General features: G+C 71.6%; 17 protein-coding genes. 8 read left to right on the top strand and 9 right to left on the bottom strand.

Annotated elements, in window-relative coordinates:
• Both A6A06_RS18595 and A6A06_RS18590 read right to left on the bottom strand, forming a co-directional pair.
• A partial coding sequence (locus A6A06_RS18595) for a serine/threonine-protein kinase (protein WP_242440811.1) occupies positions 1-1344 on the bottom strand: 1344 nt, incomplete at its 3' end.
• Positions 1345-2129: 785 nt separating this feature from the next.
• Positions 2130-2894 carry a VOC family protein gene (locus A6A06_RS18590; protein WP_073762427.1) on the bottom strand — a complete coding sequence of 255 codons (765 nt, stop codon included), beginning with the start codon at positions 2892-2894 and terminating at the stop codon, positions 2130-2132.
• A gap of 398 nt (positions 2895-3292) precedes the next feature.
• On the opposite strand from A6A06_RS18590, the gene A6A06_RS18585 reads away from it, so the two are divergent.
• Positions 3293-3940 (top strand): TetR family transcriptional regulator, encoded by a 648-nt coding sequence (locus A6A06_RS18585; protein ID WP_073762426.1) that lies wholly within the window; start codon positions 3293-3295, stop codon positions 3938-3940.
• 305 nt (positions 3941-4245) lie between these two features.
• On the opposite strand, the gene A6A06_RS18580 is transcribed toward A6A06_RS18585, so the two are convergent.
• Positions 4246-4698 carry a nitroreductase family deazaflavin-dependent oxidoreductase gene (locus tag A6A06_RS18580; protein ID WP_073762431.1) on the bottom strand — a complete coding sequence of 151 codons (453 nt, stop codon included), beginning with the start codon at positions 4696-4698 and terminating at the stop codon, positions 4246-4248.
• A gap of 17 nt (positions 4699-4715) precedes the next feature.
• On the bottom strand, positions 4716-5996 hold the full coding sequence (locus tag A6A06_RS18575) for an acyl-CoA dehydrogenase family protein (RefSeq protein WP_073762425.1): 1281 nt from the start codon (positions 5994-5996) through the stop codon (positions 4716-4718).
• A gap of 171 nt (positions 5997-6167) precedes the next feature.
• On the opposite strand from A6A06_RS18575, the gene A6A06_RS18570 reads away from it, so the two are divergent.
• The 3 genes from A6A06_RS18570 (at position 6168) to A6A06_RS18560 (ending at position 8886) form a co-directional block, all read left to right on the top strand.
• Positions 6168-7349 (top strand): thiolase C-terminal domain-containing protein, encoded by a 1182-nt coding sequence (locus tag A6A06_RS18570; RefSeq protein ID WP_073762424.1) that lies wholly within the window; start codon positions 6168-6170, stop codon positions 7347-7349.
• A gap of 103 nt (positions 7350-7452) precedes the next feature.
• Positions 7453-8244 carry an MBL fold metallo-hydrolase gene (locus tag A6A06_RS18565; RefSeq protein ID WP_073762423.1) on the top strand — a complete coding sequence of 264 codons (792 nt, stop codon included), beginning with the start codon at positions 7453-7455 and terminating at the stop codon, positions 8242-8244.
• 42 nt (positions 8245-8286) lie between these two features.
• Positions 8287-8886 (top strand): TetR/AcrR family transcriptional regulator, encoded by a 600-nt coding sequence (locus tag A6A06_RS18560; protein ID WP_073762422.1) that lies wholly within the window; start codon positions 8287-8289, stop codon positions 8884-8886.
• Between the two features lie 70 nt (positions 8887-8956).
• Here the strand turns inward: A6A06_RS18560 and A6A06_RS18555 are convergent, their stop codons facing one another.
• The gene (locus A6A06_RS18555; RefSeq protein ID WP_073762421.1) at positions 8957-9652 is read right to left on the bottom strand and encodes a hypothetical protein; all 696 of its coding nucleotides are present in this window, start codon (positions 9650-9652) and stop codon (positions 8957-8959) included.
• A 52-nt stretch (positions 9653-9704) separates the two neighbouring features.
• Positions 9705-10502, bottom strand: a complete 798-nt coding sequence (locus tag A6A06_RS18550) for an alpha/beta fold hydrolase (RefSeq protein WP_073762430.1) — start codon at positions 10500-10502, stop codon at positions 9705-9707.
• An 80-nt stretch (positions 10503-10582) separates the two neighbouring features.
• Here A6A06_RS18550 and A6A06_RS18545 point away from each other — a divergent pair, with 80 nt between their 5' ends.
• The gene (locus A6A06_RS18545; RefSeq protein WP_073762420.1) at positions 10583-11596 is read left to right on the top strand and encodes an ALF repeat-containing protein; all 1014 of its coding nucleotides are present in this window, start codon (positions 10583-10585) and stop codon (positions 11594-11596) included.
• Between the two features lie 64 nt (positions 11597-11660).
• Here A6A06_RS18545 and A6A06_RS18540 read toward each other — a convergent pair whose 3' ends face one another.
• Positions 11661-12491: a VOC family protein gene (locus A6A06_RS18540; RefSeq protein WP_242440810.1), complete on the bottom strand. Its 831-nt coding sequence runs from the start codon at positions 12489-12491 to the stop codon at positions 11661-11663.
• A gap of 222 nt (positions 12492-12713) precedes the next feature.
• Here A6A06_RS18540 and A6A06_RS18535 point away from each other — a divergent pair, with 222 nt between their 5' ends.
• Positions 12714-13355, top strand: coding sequence for a hypothetical protein (locus A6A06_RS18535; RefSeq protein ID WP_242440809.1), 642 nt, complete (start codon positions 12714-12716; stop codon positions 13353-13355).
• On the opposite strand, the gene A6A06_RS18530 is transcribed toward A6A06_RS18535, so the two are convergent.
• On the bottom strand, positions 13345-13593 hold the full coding sequence (locus A6A06_RS18530) for a DUF397 domain-containing protein (RefSeq protein WP_443333758.1): 249 nt from the start codon (positions 13591-13593) through the stop codon (positions 13345-13347). The two genes, A6A06_RS18535 and A6A06_RS18530, sit on opposite strands and share 11 nt — an antisense overlap.
• Positions 13590-14435 carry a helix-turn-helix domain-containing protein gene (locus A6A06_RS18525; protein WP_206780366.1) on the bottom strand — a complete coding sequence of 282 codons (846 nt, stop codon included), beginning with the start codon at positions 14433-14435 and terminating at the stop codon, positions 13590-13592. Before A6A06_RS18525 ends, A6A06_RS18530 begins: the two co-directional genes overlap by 4 nt.
• 43 nt (positions 14436-14478) lie before the next feature.
• Between A6A06_RS18525 and A6A06_RS18520 the strand changes: the two genes are divergently transcribed.
• Positions 14479-14769, top strand: coding sequence for a hypothetical protein (locus A6A06_RS18520; RefSeq protein WP_073762417.1), 291 nt, complete (start codon positions 14479-14481; stop codon positions 14767-14769).
• Between the two features lie 78 nt (positions 14770-14847).
• Positions 14848-15340 (top strand): FAD-dependent monooxygenase (locus A6A06_RS18515; protein ID WP_199930980.1); only part of this gene is annotated, 493 nt, incomplete at its 3' end.

Here is a 15340-nt window from a genome sequence, read left to right as displayed (position 1 = left end):
GGGCGCCTGGGCGTACGGCTGCGGCGGCCCGCTGTCCCCGGCGCGGGGGCCGGGTCCTATCGGTGCCGAGGTGCCGGCGAGGCGTACGGAACCGTCCGGTACGTCCGCGTCGGGATGGCGTGCCGGTACGGGCGGGGCCGGGGAGAACGGCGGCGCGGCGGCCACCGGACCGGCGGGCGCGGACTGCGGCGGCTGCGCGGCGCCCCGCGGATCGGCGGCTCTGCGTGCGCCGGGTCCCATGCCGACGCCTCCGGCCCAGCCGGACTCCGCCGGGGGCGCGGCCATCGCCGCACCGGCCTGCGCCGCCGCGGCTGCCGGGGCGCTGCGCGGGCGCGGTGGCGGCGGCTGTACGGGCGGCGGCGACTGCGGTACGGGCTGCCTCACGGCGGCGCGGGCCTGCCCGGCGACGGCGCGTCCCGCGGCCGCCGGTGTGGTCTGGCGTCCGCCGCGCCGCCTCTCGATGAGGGCGACCGCGCCGGCGGGCAGCCAGGCGGAGGCGGTGCCGCTGTCGTCGCTGCCGGAGCCGAACAGGTGCGGCGCGAGCTGGGACTGGAGGTCGGCGGGGGTGGGGCGGCCGGGTGCCTCCATCTGCATGCAGGACTCGATGAGCGGCCGCAGTTCGTCCGGCAGTCCGGCCACGTCCGGGCCCTCGCGCAGCAGCATGAAGACCGTTTCGACCGGGTTCGCGCCGTGGAAGGGGGCGTGTCCGGTGGCGGCGAAGACCAGGGTGGAGCCGAGGGAGAAGACGTCGCTGGCGCCGGTGACGCTGCGGGAGTCGCGGGCCTGTTCGGGCGACATGTACGCCGGGGTGCCGACGGCGACGTTCGTCATGGTCAGGCGGGTGTTGGAGACGCCGCTGGCGATACCGAAGTCGATGACGCGCGGGCCGTCCTCGACGACCAGCACGTTGGACGGCTTCAGGTCCCGGTGGACCAGGCCCGCGCCGTGGATGGACTGCAGCGCCTCGGCGATGCCGGCCGCCAGCCAGCGCACCGCCTGGGCCGGGAGCGGCCCGCACTCATTGACTATTTCCTCCAGGGAGGGCGCGGGCACATAGGCGGTCGCCAGCCACGGCACGGCGGCCCGGGGGTCGGCGTCGACCACGGCGGCGGTGTAGAAGCCGCTGACCGCGCGGGCCGCCTCGACCTCGCGCGTGAAACGGACCCGGAACAGCTGGTCCTCGGCGAGTTCCGTCCGCACCGTCTTGATCGCCACCCGCCGCCCGGACGCCGAGCGCGCGAGGTAGACCAGCCCCATGCCGCCGGCCCCGAGACGGCCGAGCACCTCGAACGGGCCGATCCGCCGGGGATCGTGCTGCGTCAGCTGTGTCAGCTGCTCCACCACTTGCCTGCCACCTCCCCGTGGGGCGTAAAAGAGACTCTCAAAAGCCAGTGGCCGCCGAGAGCCACTGCCCCGTGCAGCGTCTCACCGCCTGGCCGATTCGGCCGTACGCGTGCTGATTCTTCCTGGCCGGGCCCACGGTTGCGAACCCGGGGCCGCTCCCGTCGTGTCCCGGCGGGCTTCTGCGGTGCGCACCGGTACCGTCACATGCCGTGACGGGCCCCGCGTGCGGGCATCCGTACGCATGTGCCCGGAGCGCCGGTACCGGCCGCCGACGGGCTGTCGAACACCGTACGACCGGATCGCGCCCGGGTGGGCCGTCGCCGCGCCGTCACACCGGCCGAAACCCGCGCCGGTCCGTCACGCCGTCCGGGAAAGTCCATGGAACTCCGGTATGTCCAGCGGAGTCCGGCCTCCCCTTGTACGCTCCGGCCTGTCCGCATTACGCCCCGGCCTGTCCGCATTCCGCCCCGCGGGCAGCGGATGCCGTCCGCCGGGCCCGCTGTCCGTACCGGTGGTCATGCCGCCCCGTCCCCGCTCTCTCCCCGTCGCCGGACCCGTGGCGGGTCCGCGCCGCCGCGCGCAGGCGCGGCCGTACCCACTGTGCCGCACTCGGGGCCGTCGCGCTGCCCCCGCCCAGGTGAGTATCTCCGCCCGGATGAGCGCCTCCGCCCAGGTGAGCACGCCCCGCCCGGCCGTACGCCCCCGCACAGACCCGCTGCCGGGCCGCGCCGTCCGCGGCCCGACAGCGGGAGCTGTCACCGGCCCCAATGGTGGCGGGCCGCCGTCTACTTGGGCGCCATGACGCCGAAGCCGGCGCCCTGGTTGTCGGTGAACACCGCGAACGGCCCGCCCGGCGTGCCGACCGGCTCCACCGTGATCCGGCCGCCGAGCCGGGTGGTGGTGTGTACGGCGTCGTCCATCGCGGGGACGAGGAAGCAGACGGTGAAGTGCGGCGGCATCTCGGCGGGCGCGTAGTCGTCCATGAGGGCCCGGCCGCCGATCTCCCGGCCCTGCCCGGCGAGCCGCCAGGGCCGGAAGCGCTCGTCCGAGGCCGGGCTGTCGGCCACGCTCTCGAAGCCGAAGACCTCTCCGTAGAAGGCGTCGGCCCGCTCCGTGTCGCGGGTGCTCAGGCCCGTCCAGACGTAGGCGCCGGGCTCGCCCTGCACCCCGAAGCCCTGGTGGATACCGGGCTGCCAGACGCTGAAGACCGCACCCGTGGGGTCGGCGGCGACCAGCAGGGTGCCCAAGTCACCGACGGGCCTGGCCTCCGCGACGATCCGGCCGCCCGCCCGCAGGATCGCCGCGCTGGTCCTGGCGGCGTCGGGGGTCGCGAAGTACACGCTCCACGCGGTGGGCATCCGGCCGTCCCGCTTGGGCATCAGGCCGGCGGCCGCCCTGCCGTCCTTGAACGCCACGGTGTAGTTCCCGTGCTCGGGAGCGGCTTCGGAGAAGGTCCAGCCGAACAGCTCTCCGTAGAATCGCTTGCCCGCTTCCAGGTCGGACAGCATGACGTCGGCCCAGCACGGGGCGCCTGCCGCGAATGCAGTCATGGGGCCAAAGTAGCCCTGGATCAAGCAGTGCGCCCGGAGAGTAATCGAACATTTTGCCAATTCTCTGCGATCACGTTCATTACCGGACATTCCCTGGTGTCCGACAATGATCTGTTCCGTTACCGCAATGTCCGCCACCGACCGCCTCGTGGCTGCAATGACTCGCCTCGCGACCATTCCCGACACCGCCGGAACCCGCTCCGCGCATGCGGAAAAGTTGTCCACAGCCTGTTGATAAGACGATTCACTTGTTCGGGCCAAGCCGCCCCCAGGCCCGCTCCAGGCCCCCTCCACCGCCCTGTGCACGGGACCGGCCGGGGCCGATACGGCCGAACTCCCGCATCCCCATTTGCAGGCAGCCAAATCGCGCTCCGATCACCCCTCGGTAAGCTGACGGCATGACAGGACAAGTTCGGACCGTCGACGGCAGAGTCGCCGGGCGCCGCGGACAGGCGACCCGGCAGAAGCTGCTCGACTGCCTCAGCGACATGCTCAGTTCGTCCCCGTACAGAGACGTCAAGGTCATCGATGTGGCCCGCAAAGCGGGCACTTCGCCCGCGACGTTCTACCAGTACTTCCCCGATGTCGAGGGCGCGGTACTGGAAATCGCCGAGGAGATGGCCAAGGAGGGCGCGAACCTGACCGGCCTGGTGGCCGGGCGCTCCTGGGTGGGCAAGTCCGGCTGGCAGGCGGCCGAGGAACTCGTCGAGGGATTCCTCTCCTTCTGGCGCAAGAACGACGCGATCCTGCGCGTCGTCGACCTCGGTGCCGCCGAGGGCGACAAGCGGTTCTACAAGATCCGCATGAAGATCCTGAATGCCGTCACCAACTCCCTTACGGACTCCATCAAGGAGCTCCAGTCCAAGGGCAAGGTCGACAAGGACGTCAGCGCGGCCGCGATGGCCGGTTCGCTCGTCGCCATGCTGGCGGCGGTCGCCGCCCATCAGAAGGGATTCCAGAGCTGGGGTGTCAAGCAGCAGGAGCTGAAGCCGAACCTGGCTCTCCTGGTGCACCTGGGCATCACCGGCAAGAAGCCCACGAAATAACCCACATAACCCTCGGCTCACCGCTCCGCACCACGCACGGCACGCCGCACGGCGTGCCTCACGACACAGCCCGGGAATGCCTCACGCGGAAATCTCGCACCGAATAGCCCAGGAACGTTTTCCGTTCGCGCTCGTCCTGCCATAGCTGTACGTCACAGCGGGTGTTGTCCGCCCCTCGGGGCCGGCCGGCACCCGCTGTGCGCGTCAGCGGTCCACGCCGCCGTCGCCCGGCACCGGCGCGGACACCGGCCCGGATACCCGCGCCCCCATCGCCACCGCCACCGCCCCGGCACCCCCACCGGCGCTCAGCGCGGCTCCAGCCGGAAGAGCCGGATCTCGCGGGTGACACGTGCCTGGTACGCGGCGTACGGCGGCCAGTACCCGACCACCGCCGCCCACGCCTGCGCCCGCTCCGCGCCGGTCAGCAGCCGGGCCCGTACGGGTACGTCACGGCCCCGCCAACTGATTTCGGCTTCCGGGTTCTTCCGCAGGTTGGCCGTCCAGGCCGGGTGTCCGGGGCGGCCGAAGTTGCTGCCGATCAGCAGCCAGGTCCCGGTGTCCTCCGGCAGGCAGGCCAGCGGGGTGCGCCGCGGCAGCCCGGTCCGGGCCCCCGCCACCGTCAGGATCGCCCCCGGCAGCATCCGGGCGCTCAGCAGCACCCGGCCGCCGGTGAGCCGGTGCACCGTACGGTCCAGCGCGGGTACGACGTGCGGCGCCACGCGCGCGAACGCACGCGTCGCGGAGAGCCGCTGCACCATCCGCCTGCCGGACGCCTTCACGCGAGCACCCCTACCCCCATCGCGCCGCCCTCGAACAGCCCCGCCGCCCCGGCGGCATGCGCCCGCAGCCGGTGCACGGGCCCCAGCAGCAGTTCGTCGCAGACCGCGCGCTTGAAGAAGAGGTGGGCGTCGTGTTCCCAGGTGAAGCCGATGCCGCCGTGCAGCTGGATGGCCTCGCCCGCCACCGCGCGCAGCGTCTCCAGCGCGTGGGCGAGCGCGAGGCCGGGAGTGCCGGGCTCGGCAGCCCCCTCCGGTCCGCCAGCCGCCCACGCCGCGTAGTAGGCCGCGGAGCGGGCGGCCTGCACCTGTACGTAGAGGTCCGCCAGCCGGTGCTGGACGGCCTGGAAGGACCCGATGGGCCGGCCGAACTGTTCCCGTACCCGGACGTACTCGACGGTCCGCGCGAGCGCCGCGTCCGCCGCCCCGACCGCCTCGGCGGCCAGCGCCGCCGCGGCCCCGGCGCCGACCCGCGCCAGCGCGCGCTCCACCCGCCCGTCCGCGCCCTCCGTATCCTCCGTATCCTCCACACCCTGCCCGACCTCCCCGCCCTCCGTACCCAGCAAGGAGGCGCTCACATCGCGCAGTTGGACAAGCCCCAGCGGCCGCGTCTCGTCCATCGCCGTCTGCCGGACCCGCACCACGCCGGGCGCGTCGCCCCGTACGACGAAGAGCAGCGTGCGGCCGCGCGCGTAGCCCCCCGTGTGCGCGGCCACCAGGAGCAGCCCCGCACTGTGCCCGTCCAGCACCTGCGCGGCCTCCCCGTACAGCCGCCACTCCCCCTCCGCCTCCCCCTCCGCTCCGTGCCGCCGTGCCTGCACGCCTCCGGCCCGGCCGCCGCCCGCCCAGTCCCCGGCGTTACGGGCGGTGAGCGCGAGGGCGGTGCCCAGCTGCGCGCCCGGTACGGCGAGCGCGCCGGTCAGCCCGCCCGCCGCGAAGGCGGGCAGCAGCTCCGTACGCTGCCGCTCCGTGCCCAGCGCCTGCACCAGCGGCGCGACGAGGGCGGCGGTGGGCAGCAGCGGCGAGGGCAGCAGCACCCGCCCGGTCTCCTCGCAGGCCAGCGCCAGCTCGGTGGGCCCGCAGCCGACGCCGCCGTACGCGGCGGGCAGCGCCAGCCCCGGCAGTCCCAGTTGCTGCGCGAGCTGCCGCCACAGGGCGCGGTCGTGGCCTTCGGACGTACGGACGGCGGCCCGGAGGTCGTCGGGGCCGCAGCGCTTGTGGAGCAGTTCGCGCAGCGTACGGCGGATCTCGTGCTGCTCCTCGGTGAACGCGGCATCCATCGGCGGGCTCCTCCCGGCCGTTCCGGCCGTTACCTGACGGCCCGTCATACTAGGTACTGCGTGCGGCTTTTCCCAGCCTCACGCGCCCGCCGCCCCCACCGCACCGCACCGCCCGCCGCTCCACTCCCCACGCCTGTCGGCACCCCCCATACCTGATGTACCGTCAGTTTCATGCCGTCAGGGAGCACGTCCCGCCGCAAGGCCGTCATAGCCGGTGTCGCCCTCTCCGACTGCGGGCGCGTGGACGACGCCACCCCGTACGCCCTGCACGCCCAGGCCGCCCGCCGCGCGCTGGCCGACTCCGGCCTCGACCGCTCACTGGTCGACGGCTTCGCCTCCACCGGGCTCGGCACCCTCGCACCCGTGGAGGTCGCCGAGTACCTGGGGCTGCGCCCCACCTGGGCCGATTCCACCTCGGTGGGCGGCGCCACCTGGGAGGTGATGGCCGCGCACGCCGTCGACGCCATCGCGGCCGGGCAGGCGCGCGCGGTCCTGCTGGTGTACGGGTCCACAGCGCGCGCTGACCTCAAGGCCGGCCGCCGTACCGCCAACCTCTCTTTCGGCGCCCGCGGCCCGCTCCAGTACGAGGCTCCGTACGGCCACACCCTCGTCGCCAAGTACGCGATGGCCGCGCGCCGCCACATGCACCAGTACGGCACGACCCTCGCCCAGCTCGCGGAGGTCGCCGTCCAGGCACGGGCCAACGCGGCCGCGAACCCGGACGCCATGTACCGCGCGCCGATCACCGTCGACGACGTGCTGTCGGGCCCGCTGATCGCCGACCCCTTCACCAAACTGCACTGCTGCATCCGCTCCGACGGCGGCTGCGCGGTCCTCCTGGCCGCCGAGGAGTACGTACGCGACCTGGCCCGGCCGCCCGTGTGGGTGCTGGGCGCGGGCACCGCCGTGTCGCACTCCGCGATGTCCGGGTGGGACGACTTCACCGTCTCCCCCGCCGCCGTCTCCGGCCGCCTCGCCTTCGAACGGGCCGGGGTACGCCCGTCGGAGATCGACGTCGCCGAGATCTACGACGCGTTCACGTACATGACGCTGGTGACGCTCGAAGACCTCGGCTTCTGCGCGAAGGGCGAGGGCGGCGCCTTCGTGGAGAAGGGCCGGCTGCTGCGTGACGGCGGACTGCCCGTCAACACCGACGGCGGCGGCCTGGCCGCCTGCCACCCCGGCATGCGCGGCCTGTTCCTGCTGGTCGAGGCCGTACGTCAGCTACGCGGCGAGGCGGGCGACGGCCGCCAGGTACGCCGCGCGGACGGCCGCCCGCCCGAACTGGCCGTGGCGTCCGGGACGGGCGGCTGGTTCTGCTCGTCGGGGACGCTGGTGCTGGGCCGGGGATAGGCCGCCGCAGGGCAGGCCCCGCAAGGACCCGGAAGCTAGAACGACCATTCTGCTACGGTAAGAACGACCGTTCTAAGAACCGTGGTTCTAGCAGGGAGACGCTGTGCGATTGCGACGTTTGGGATGGGCCGGCGCGGAGATCGAACACGACGGCCGGACCCTGGTCATCGACCTCATCGAGGACGCCTCACCGCTGCACTCGGATGAGAAGTTCCCCGCGGCCTCCCGCCCCGGGGAAACGGCGGCGGCACTGGTGACGCACCTGCATTCCGACCACGCGGACCCGGTGGCGATACGTAGAGCGCTGGCCGATGGCGCGCCCGTATACCGGCCCGTACCGGTCACCGGTCCCGCCGACGACCTCAAATGGACCTGCGGGACGGAGAAGTCGTTCCGCGAGCACGGCGTGGCGACCCAGGTGCTCCAGCCGTGGGCGAGGCGCAGCGTCGGCCCGTTCCGCATCGGCGCCGGGCCGTCCGTCGACGGGCTGGGCGATCCGCAGCTCAGCTGGGTCGTCGAGTGCGACGGCCTGCGGGTCTTCCACGGCGGGGACACCACCTTCCACGGTCACTGGTGGTCGATCGCGCGCCGCTTCGGCCCGGTGGACATCGCCTTCGTCCCCGTCAACGGCGCGGTGGTCGAACTCCCCCACCTCCAGCCGCCGAGCCCCTTCCACGCCTCCATGCTGCCGGAGGAGGCCGCGGTCGCGGCCCACATCCTGGGTGCCCGCCTCGCGATTCCCATTCATTACGGCACGCTGCACAAGCCGCCCCTCTACACCGAGACGCCGCGGGCGGTCGAGCGTTTCGAGGAGCGCGCGAAGAGCCTCGGCCTCACCACCTTGGTCACGCCGCCCGGCGAGTGGTTCACCCCGTCGCTCGCACCCCTACACTAGAACCAACGTTCTAGCGTACGAGGAGGCCCGGGGTTGGCTGCGGTGGACGACGACGAGGGACGATCGCGCGTACTGGAGGCCGCCGAGGAGCTGTTCTACCGGTACGGCACGCACGAGGTGCGGATGACCCAGGTGCGGGACCACGCCGGGGTATCGCTCGCGCGGCTGTACAAGCTCTACCCCTCCAAGCACGACCTCGTGGCCGCCTACCTCCAGGCGCACGGGCGGCGGGTGCGCGCCCTGCTGGCCGAGTCCGTCGAACAGGCCGCACCGGCTCCGGCGGACTCACGGACACGCCTGCTCGCGGCGTTCGACCACCTCCAGGAGACCGTCGACGAGCCCGGCTTCCGGGGATGCGCCTTCGTCAACGCCTGGGCCGAGATCGGCGGCCTCGGCCACGAGCGCCACCCGCTCGTGGCCGAGGCGGTGCGGGAACACAAGACCCTGCTCCGCGACTACTTGACCGGCCTCGCCGGGGACTACGCCGACGCACGCGGCGTCGGCGAGCAGATCCACATCCTGGCCGAAGGAGTCATGGTCACGTCGTCGCTCCTGGGAGCGGACGCCGCCCGCCCGGCCCGTGACAGCGCCTCCGCGGTGCTCGCCGCCGCCGACAGCACGCGCAGCGCGTACGAGAAGTGAGAAGCGGCCCCGAGAAGCCGCCCCCTGTGCGGCCCCACACGGGTCCCTGCACGGGTCCCCACACAGGTCCCTACGCGAACGCCATGGTGTACTCCACGGCACGCTCGGACGTCGGCGCGAATCCCAGCCTCCGCAGCGCATCGTGCAGTTCTTCGTCGTCGGGTGCCGCGTTGACCTCGGCGGCGCCGAGGCCGGGGTGGTCGGTGTCGAGCGCGCACAGCGCCGCGGAGGTGATGGCCGTGAGCGCGTCGGCGGTGCTGTCGGCTTCCCGGTTGTGCACCAGGCGGGCGCGGGTATCCGTCAGCTCGACGTCGTACCAGGCTTCGTCCGTACCGATACGGAACGCGATGTCCTCGCCCTCGTCCTCGGCGGGCAGCCGCCGCACCTGCGGGTCCCCTGCGGGCACCCCGGCCGGCAGGTCGCGCCGCCACCAGCGGTAGACCTCGCCGCTTTCGAGGGCGTTCAGCTCGATCGCGGCCTTGCCGGGGCTCGTGGCCTCCTCCGTGATCCACCGCAGCGCCGCACCGCCCCTCTTGCGGACCTCGTCCGCCGCCTCCCGCAGCAGAGGCACCAGGATTTCCTGTTCCGCGCAGTCGAGTACGGCGACGAAGCGCAGCGTGGGGTCCAGTGCGCCCAGGTCCAGCAGGGCGACCGAGCCTTCCACGGCACCCTGGGGGCTCGCGGTCAGGACGGCGACCGTGCGCTCGCCGCACCACAGCTCACCGGCGAGGGACGGGTCGGTTATGCATTCAACGAAGTTTGCCATTTCTTTACCTTATGGAGAATTCCTCCCTCTTGTCCACTATGACCCCACCCGGTCACCGGAGCGTGCCGAGGAATTCCCGTACCGCCCCGGCCAGTCCGTCCGGGTCCTCGGCCGGAATGAAGTGCCCGGCGTCCAGTTCCACCCGGCGGGTGCGGGGGCGGCACTCGGCCATCTCCCTGGCCAGTTCGGGCGACAGCAGGAAGCTCGTACGGCCGTGGACGAGCAGGGCCGGGCAGTCGCTGCCCAGCCAGACCGGCCAGTGATCACCGCGTACGCCCAGGTCGGACTCGACGACGTCCCGCGGCTCGAACGGCAGCCGCCAACTGCCGTCGGCCTGCTGCCGCAGCCAGTCGGCGACCAGCGGAGCGGCCGGACCCAGGGCATCGAGCAGGACCTCACGGGTCGGCGCCTGCTGCGGCCAGTCGAGGCAGAAGGAGATGCCGCTGGGGCCGGTGTCCGCGATGACGACCGGGTCGTCCACGTTGATCAGCGCGCGCACGCGGCCGGGGTGCCGGGCGGCGAGGTGGTACGCGTTCTTGCCGCCCATGGAGTGCCCGAGCACCACGGCGGACGGCAGGCCGAGGTGGTCGAGCAGGGCGACCGCGTCGGCGACGTACCCCTCGCGGGAGTAATCCGGGGCGCGGCCGGACTCGCCGCTGCCCCGCTGGTCGGGGGCGATCACCCGCCATTCCGGGGCGAGTTCGGCGGCCAGCGCCGCAAAACTGCGGCCTTCGGAGAAGTGCCCGTGCAGCGCGAGGAGCGGTTTTCCGGCGGCGGGCCCGAAGTCGATGTACGACAGGCGGCGGTCGTCCAGGAGCAGGTGATGGCGGTGGCCTCGCGGCGTATTCATGCCGAGCACGCTAGTTGCGAAAATCCCTTACCCTGTAACGGTTATTTTCTGGTCATTATCGGAAATGTTGGTGTGAGCGTATGAAGAAGCAGGCCCGCCTTACGGCCTTCCTCGCGGCTGCGGCTGTCGCCCCGGCCGTACTGTTCGCCTCCCCGGCGGTCGCCGCCCAGGCACCGGCCGCCGCCAACTCGGCGCCGGATCAGGGCGCGGAGTCCAAGACGAAGGCGGACGAGGCGGCGAAGAAGCAGGAGGGCCGGTCCGTGGTGGACGACCGGATAGCGGTCCTTCGGATGCTCGCCGACAAGAACGCCGGCGCCATCTTCGTCCGGGAAGCCAACAAGGCGCTCGACGGCACGGACGAGGAACTGCGCGAGTTCGTGAAGACCGGGCAGTACATCGCTCGCGACATGGACAACTCCATCGCGATCACCCGGATCCACGGGGCCAAGGACGCCGGCCGGAACGTCAAGGAAGCGGCGCTCAAGGCTCTCAAGGGTTCTCCGCAGGACCGGGTGGACTTCCTCAAGAGGCTTCCGCTGATCCGCTTCGGGGACAACGTCCTCCGCACGGTGCAGATTTCCAGCATCGGTGGCCCCGCCGTCCGGGAAGCCGCTCACGAGGCTCTCCGTACGTATACCCCCGAGGCCATTCAGCACTTCCTCGACGTCGGCCAGTACGAGGCCCGCGCCAAGGACGAGGCCGCCGAGAAGAAGGCGGAAGAGGAGAAGGCCGCCAAGGAGAAGGCCGCCAAGGACGAGGCCGCGCGGGAGAAGGCGGCCAAGGACAAGGCCGCGAAGGACGCCAAGGACAAGGACGCCGCGGACAAGGCAGCCAAGGACGGCGGCAGGAACGTCACGCCCGCCGTCGACGCCAAGCCCGCCAACGGCCACGGCACCGCCACTTCCGGCACGGCTTCCGGCGACGCCATCACGTCCACCGGCAGCAGCACGGGCACGAGCACCGGCACCGCCCTGGCCGCGACCGGTGTCAGCCCCGCCACCCCGTGGGCCGTCGGCGGCGCCGCCGTCGCCGTCACCGCGGGTGCGGGCCTGGTGCTCGCGGGCCGTCGCCGCACCGCCGCCCAGCGCGGCTGACCCTCGGCGGGAACACACGAGCCCGGCGGCCGGGACACCGGCCGCTGGGCTCACCCCGCCGGGCTCACGCTGCCGGCCGCGCCCCGATCACGAACTCCGTGCCGAACGGGTCCGTCACCCGCGCCTGCCGTACGTACACGTTGTCCTCCGGCTCGGCCGCCGTCCCGCCCGCCGCGACCGCCCGCGCCACCGCCGCGTCCGTGTCCGCGACCTCGAACAGCGTCGCCCAGCCCGCGGCCCCGGCGGACGGGTCCCCGATGATCCCCCCGATCTCGTGCCCGTCCGGACGGCGCAGGAAGGTGAAATCGAGGTCCGGCAGGTCCGGGTTGCTGTCCAGCGTGTAGCCGAAGACCGCCGCGTAGAACGCGCGGGCCGGGGCGGCGTCCGGCGCCACCAGGTCGTTGCGTACGAGGGAGTTGGGCTCGTTGACGACCTCGCAGCCGACGTGCGAACGCCCCTGCCAGAGCCCGAACCGCGCCCCCACGGTGTCCTCGGCGATCACGGCCCGCCCGAAGTCACGTATCTCCACCGGCCCCCACAGCACGCGCCCGCCCGCGTCGGTGATCCGCTTGGCCGTGCCGTCGCAGTCGTCGGCCGCCATGAACATCGTCCACGCGCCGCCCTCCGCGTCGGCCCGCTCCAGCAGGCCCGCGGCGCGCCCCCCGCCGACCAGCCCGACGGCGTACCGCCCGCCCTCCGTCGTGTCCGTCTCGTACGTCCAGCCGAACAGCGCCCCGTAGAAGTCCATGGCGCGGTCGAGGTCGGGAACGGCCAGTTCGATCCAGGTCGGCGTTCCGTCGGGCTGATTTGCGGTGACACGGCTCATGACGTGCTCCTCACGGTGCGGGGCGGCCGGGTGGCCGCGCTGGCCGGTGGTGAAGACGCTAGGCGTCATGGAGGACAGGGCGCGTCCTACATGGCTCATGGCATGGCTACGGGGTGGTGCTCTGCGCGGGCCGTAACAGCACTGCCCCTTCGTCTACGGCGTGCCGTTACGCCGCCGCCGAATTGCCGCAACAAAGGACAGACAACATCATGTGCGGTGTGGCCCCTGCCCGCCATCGCCCTTTCAGGCCCGACCGGAAATGACGTACCGATGCTCCGTTCCCTGCCGGCCGTGGCTCTTGCGCTGGCTGCCACGTGCGCGTGCACGCTGCTCAGTGGGTGCAACGGGGTCGGCGAGCCGAAGAGCGCCGGGCGTACGGCGGGGGCGTCGGCGCCCGCGCTGCTGTGGCCCGGCCGTACGCCCGCGCCGGAGCAGACGTACGAGCCCAACTCCGCCGAGCGCCCGGCGCCGCTGCGGGGTGCGCCGCGCGTGCCGTCCGGCGACATGCGCCGGGTCTCTCCGCTCGCCGTCGCCAAGGCCAAAGTCGACGCGATGACCGGCGCGCTCGACGGGGACGGCACCAACAGGAAGATCAAGGAGTGCCGTACCGCCGGGCGCAAGCCGTGTCCGGTACAGACGCCGCAGTACCGGGACCTGAACGGTGACGGCAAGGACGAGCTGCTCCTCGGCATCGAGTCGGGGAAAACGTTTCTGTTCCTGTGGGGCTTCACGGTGAAGGACGGGGTGGTCACCCAGATCATGGACGCCGGAGTGACACCCCTGTCCGTCGAACTGTCGGGCCACGACGTGATCGTCCGCGAACCGGCCGGCTCCGGCGGCTACAGCCTACGGCGCGTCTACTCCTGGGACGAACACCTACAGGCCATGAACGAGCGCGTCATCGAGTACGACGAGTCCCGCACTACGAGATGAGCCGAAGGAAGTCGGCCCAGGAGGAAGGGGGTACGGAGAGCGCGGGCCCGGTCACGTTCTTGGAGTCGCGTATGTGGATGGTGGTGGGGGTTGCGGCGACTTCGACACAGTTGGTGTCGGCGGATTGTTCGCTGCTGTAGCTGGACTTACGCCAGGCGTAGGCAACTTCTACACACGTTTGGCCATCGGGATTGCTGTAACTGCTCTTGAACCAGGTCATTTCGGCGTTCACACTCACCTTGCCAGTTTCTCGACGAATTCCAGCGACCTCTGCGGGTCCATGGCCTGCGCCCGGAGAGCACCAACCCTCTGGACGTACTGGTGGGCCTCAGCCGGCCTCGACAGCAACCTACCCTTGGCCTGCCCCTCCATGAAGATGCTGTATCGCCCGTCCGGGGAGAACACCACATCCAACGGCCCGTTGAGCCCCGCGTGCTCTGTCACGTTCGTGGGCATCACCTGCAGCATGACGTGATCAAGTTCGCGGACCGTCTGCACGACGTGGAGCAAGCACTTCTTGAACGCCGCAACTCCGCCGATCGGCCGCTCGAACACCGACTGCTCCACCACGAAGCTCACCGTCGGGGCCGGGTCACGGATGAGCGCGGACTTTCGTTCCAGCCGTTCCTCCACCAGCCGATCGACTTCGCTCGTGCTGTACGCCGGTAGCCGAGTCCGGAACAGGGCATAGACGTAGTCAGGCGCCTGCAGCAGTCCAGGCAGCACCATGCTCTGGTACCCCTCCATGCTGAGGGCCTCGCTCTCCAGCGCCTTCCACTCCAGGAACTGGTCCCGCCCCGGCTCCTGTTCCATCAGGTCGACGCACGACGCCAGCTCGCCCTCTGCCACGGTGAGCAGGTCGGCCTCGATGAGGAAGCCCGCGCTCGGGATGCGTTCTGCGCGCTCGTAGGCACCCTCCAGCGATACCGACACGTGCGTCTGAAGGGCCAGTTCCTTCTGCGTCATCCCCGCGCGCTGACGCCAGGAGCTGATGAGCCCACCGACCAGTACGCGTGCAGGCGACGGCTCCGCCCCCTGTACGGCCATGATCAACCACCCCACAACCACCTTGTATGCCACCAACTCCTGGTGACGCTACGCACACGTGCCGACCATTGTTGGCATGACGACGGAAGACCACCCCATCGAGCCCCGCCTCCTCCCCTGGGCCGGTCAGGACGGCAAGCCCTGCTACGTCATCAGCGACGGGACCGGCCCCGTGTCCGACCTCGCCGACGGACTGGAGGAGGTGCAACTCTCCATGGCAATCCAGCTCTTGGACCACTCGCGCGCGGCCCTGAACAGGGCCCAGCCCCCCGAGCGCGCGGAGCTGCTGTTCATCACCAACCGCCTCACCGAGTCGCTCAGTGACGCCGTCCGCGTGGCGGACAGCCGGGGCCGCCGCCTGCCCTGAACACGTCACGCATCGTGAGCGGCGTAGATCTATACAAGCGTCATAGACAAACGTCTAATACGCTCGTATAGTCGCCGCATGACCTCGACGACACGTCCCCACGTCCTCATCTCCGGCACCGGCATCGGCGGCCCCGCCCTCGCGTACTGGCTGCACCGCTACGGCTACGCCGTAACCGTCGTGGAGCGCGCCCCCGCCCTCCGTACCGGCGGCTACAAGGTGGACCTCCGGGGCGTCGCGATCGAGGTCGCAGACCTCATGGGCGTACTGCCGGAGATCCGGCGCGCCAGTACGGACATGCGCACCGGCACGTACGTGAACGACGACGGGCGGCGCCTCGCCACGCTGCCCGCCGACATCTTCGGCGCCCGGGTGGACGGCGACGACGAGATCATGCGCGGCGACCTGACCCAGATCCTCTACGACCACACGCGCGACGACGTGGAGTACGTCTTCGACGACTCGATCAGCTCACTCACCGACGACGGCACAGGAGTCGGCACGGGCGTCGACGTCACCTTCGAACGCGGGAAGCCGCGCCGTTTCGACCTGGTCGTCGGCGCGGACGGCC

It is taken from the genome of Streptomyces sp. CB02923 (genome assembly GCF_001905005.1).
Lineage (GTDB): Bacteria > Actinomycetota > Actinomycetes > Streptomycetales > Streptomycetaceae > Streptomyces.
The sequence above is the reverse complement of the archived record's forward strand: the minus strand, read 5'-3'. Positions and strand labels throughout refer to the sequence as shown.

Bases quoted from the DNA above. Each gene is read 5' to 3' on its own strand.
- A6A06_RS18590 (WP_073762427.1), bottom strand. From the start codon at position 2,894: ATGACTGCATTCGCGGCAGGCGCCCCGTGCTGGGCCGACGTCATGCTG.
- A6A06_RS18585 (WP_073762426.1), top strand. From the start codon at position 3,293: ATGACAGGACAAGTTCGGACCGTCGACGGCAGAGTCGCCGGGCGCCGC.
- A6A06_RS18580 (WP_073762431.1), bottom strand. From the start codon at position 4,698: ATGGTGCAGCGGCTCTCCGCGACGCGTGCGTTCGCGCGCGTGGCGCCG.
- A6A06_RS18575 (WP_073762425.1), bottom strand. From the start codon at position 5,996: ATGGATGCCGCGTTCACCGAGGAGCAGCACGAGATCCGCCGTACGCTG.
- A6A06_RS18570 (WP_073762424.1), top strand. From the start codon at position 6,168: ATGCCGTCAGGGAGCACGTCCCGCCGCAAGGCCGTCATAGCCGGTGTC.
- A6A06_RS18555 (WP_073762421.1), bottom strand. From the start codon at position 9,652: ATGGCAAACTTCGTTGAATGCATAACCGACCCGTCCCTCGCCGGTGAG.
- A6A06_RS18550 (WP_073762430.1), bottom strand. From the start codon at position 10,502: ATGAATACGCCGCGAGGCCACCGCCATCACCTGCTCCTGGACGACCGC.
- A6A06_RS18545 (WP_073762420.1), top strand. From the start codon at position 10,583: ATGAAGAAGCAGGCCCGCCTTACGGCCTTCCTCGCGGCTGCGGCTGTC.
- A6A06_RS18540 (WP_242440810.1), bottom strand. From the start codon at position 12,491: ATGACGCCTAGCGTCTTCACCACCGGCCAGCGCGGCCACCCGGCCGCC.
- A6A06_RS18520 (WP_073762417.1), top strand. From the start codon at position 14,479: ATGACGACGGAAGACCACCCCATCGAGCCCCGCCTCCTCCCCTGGGCC.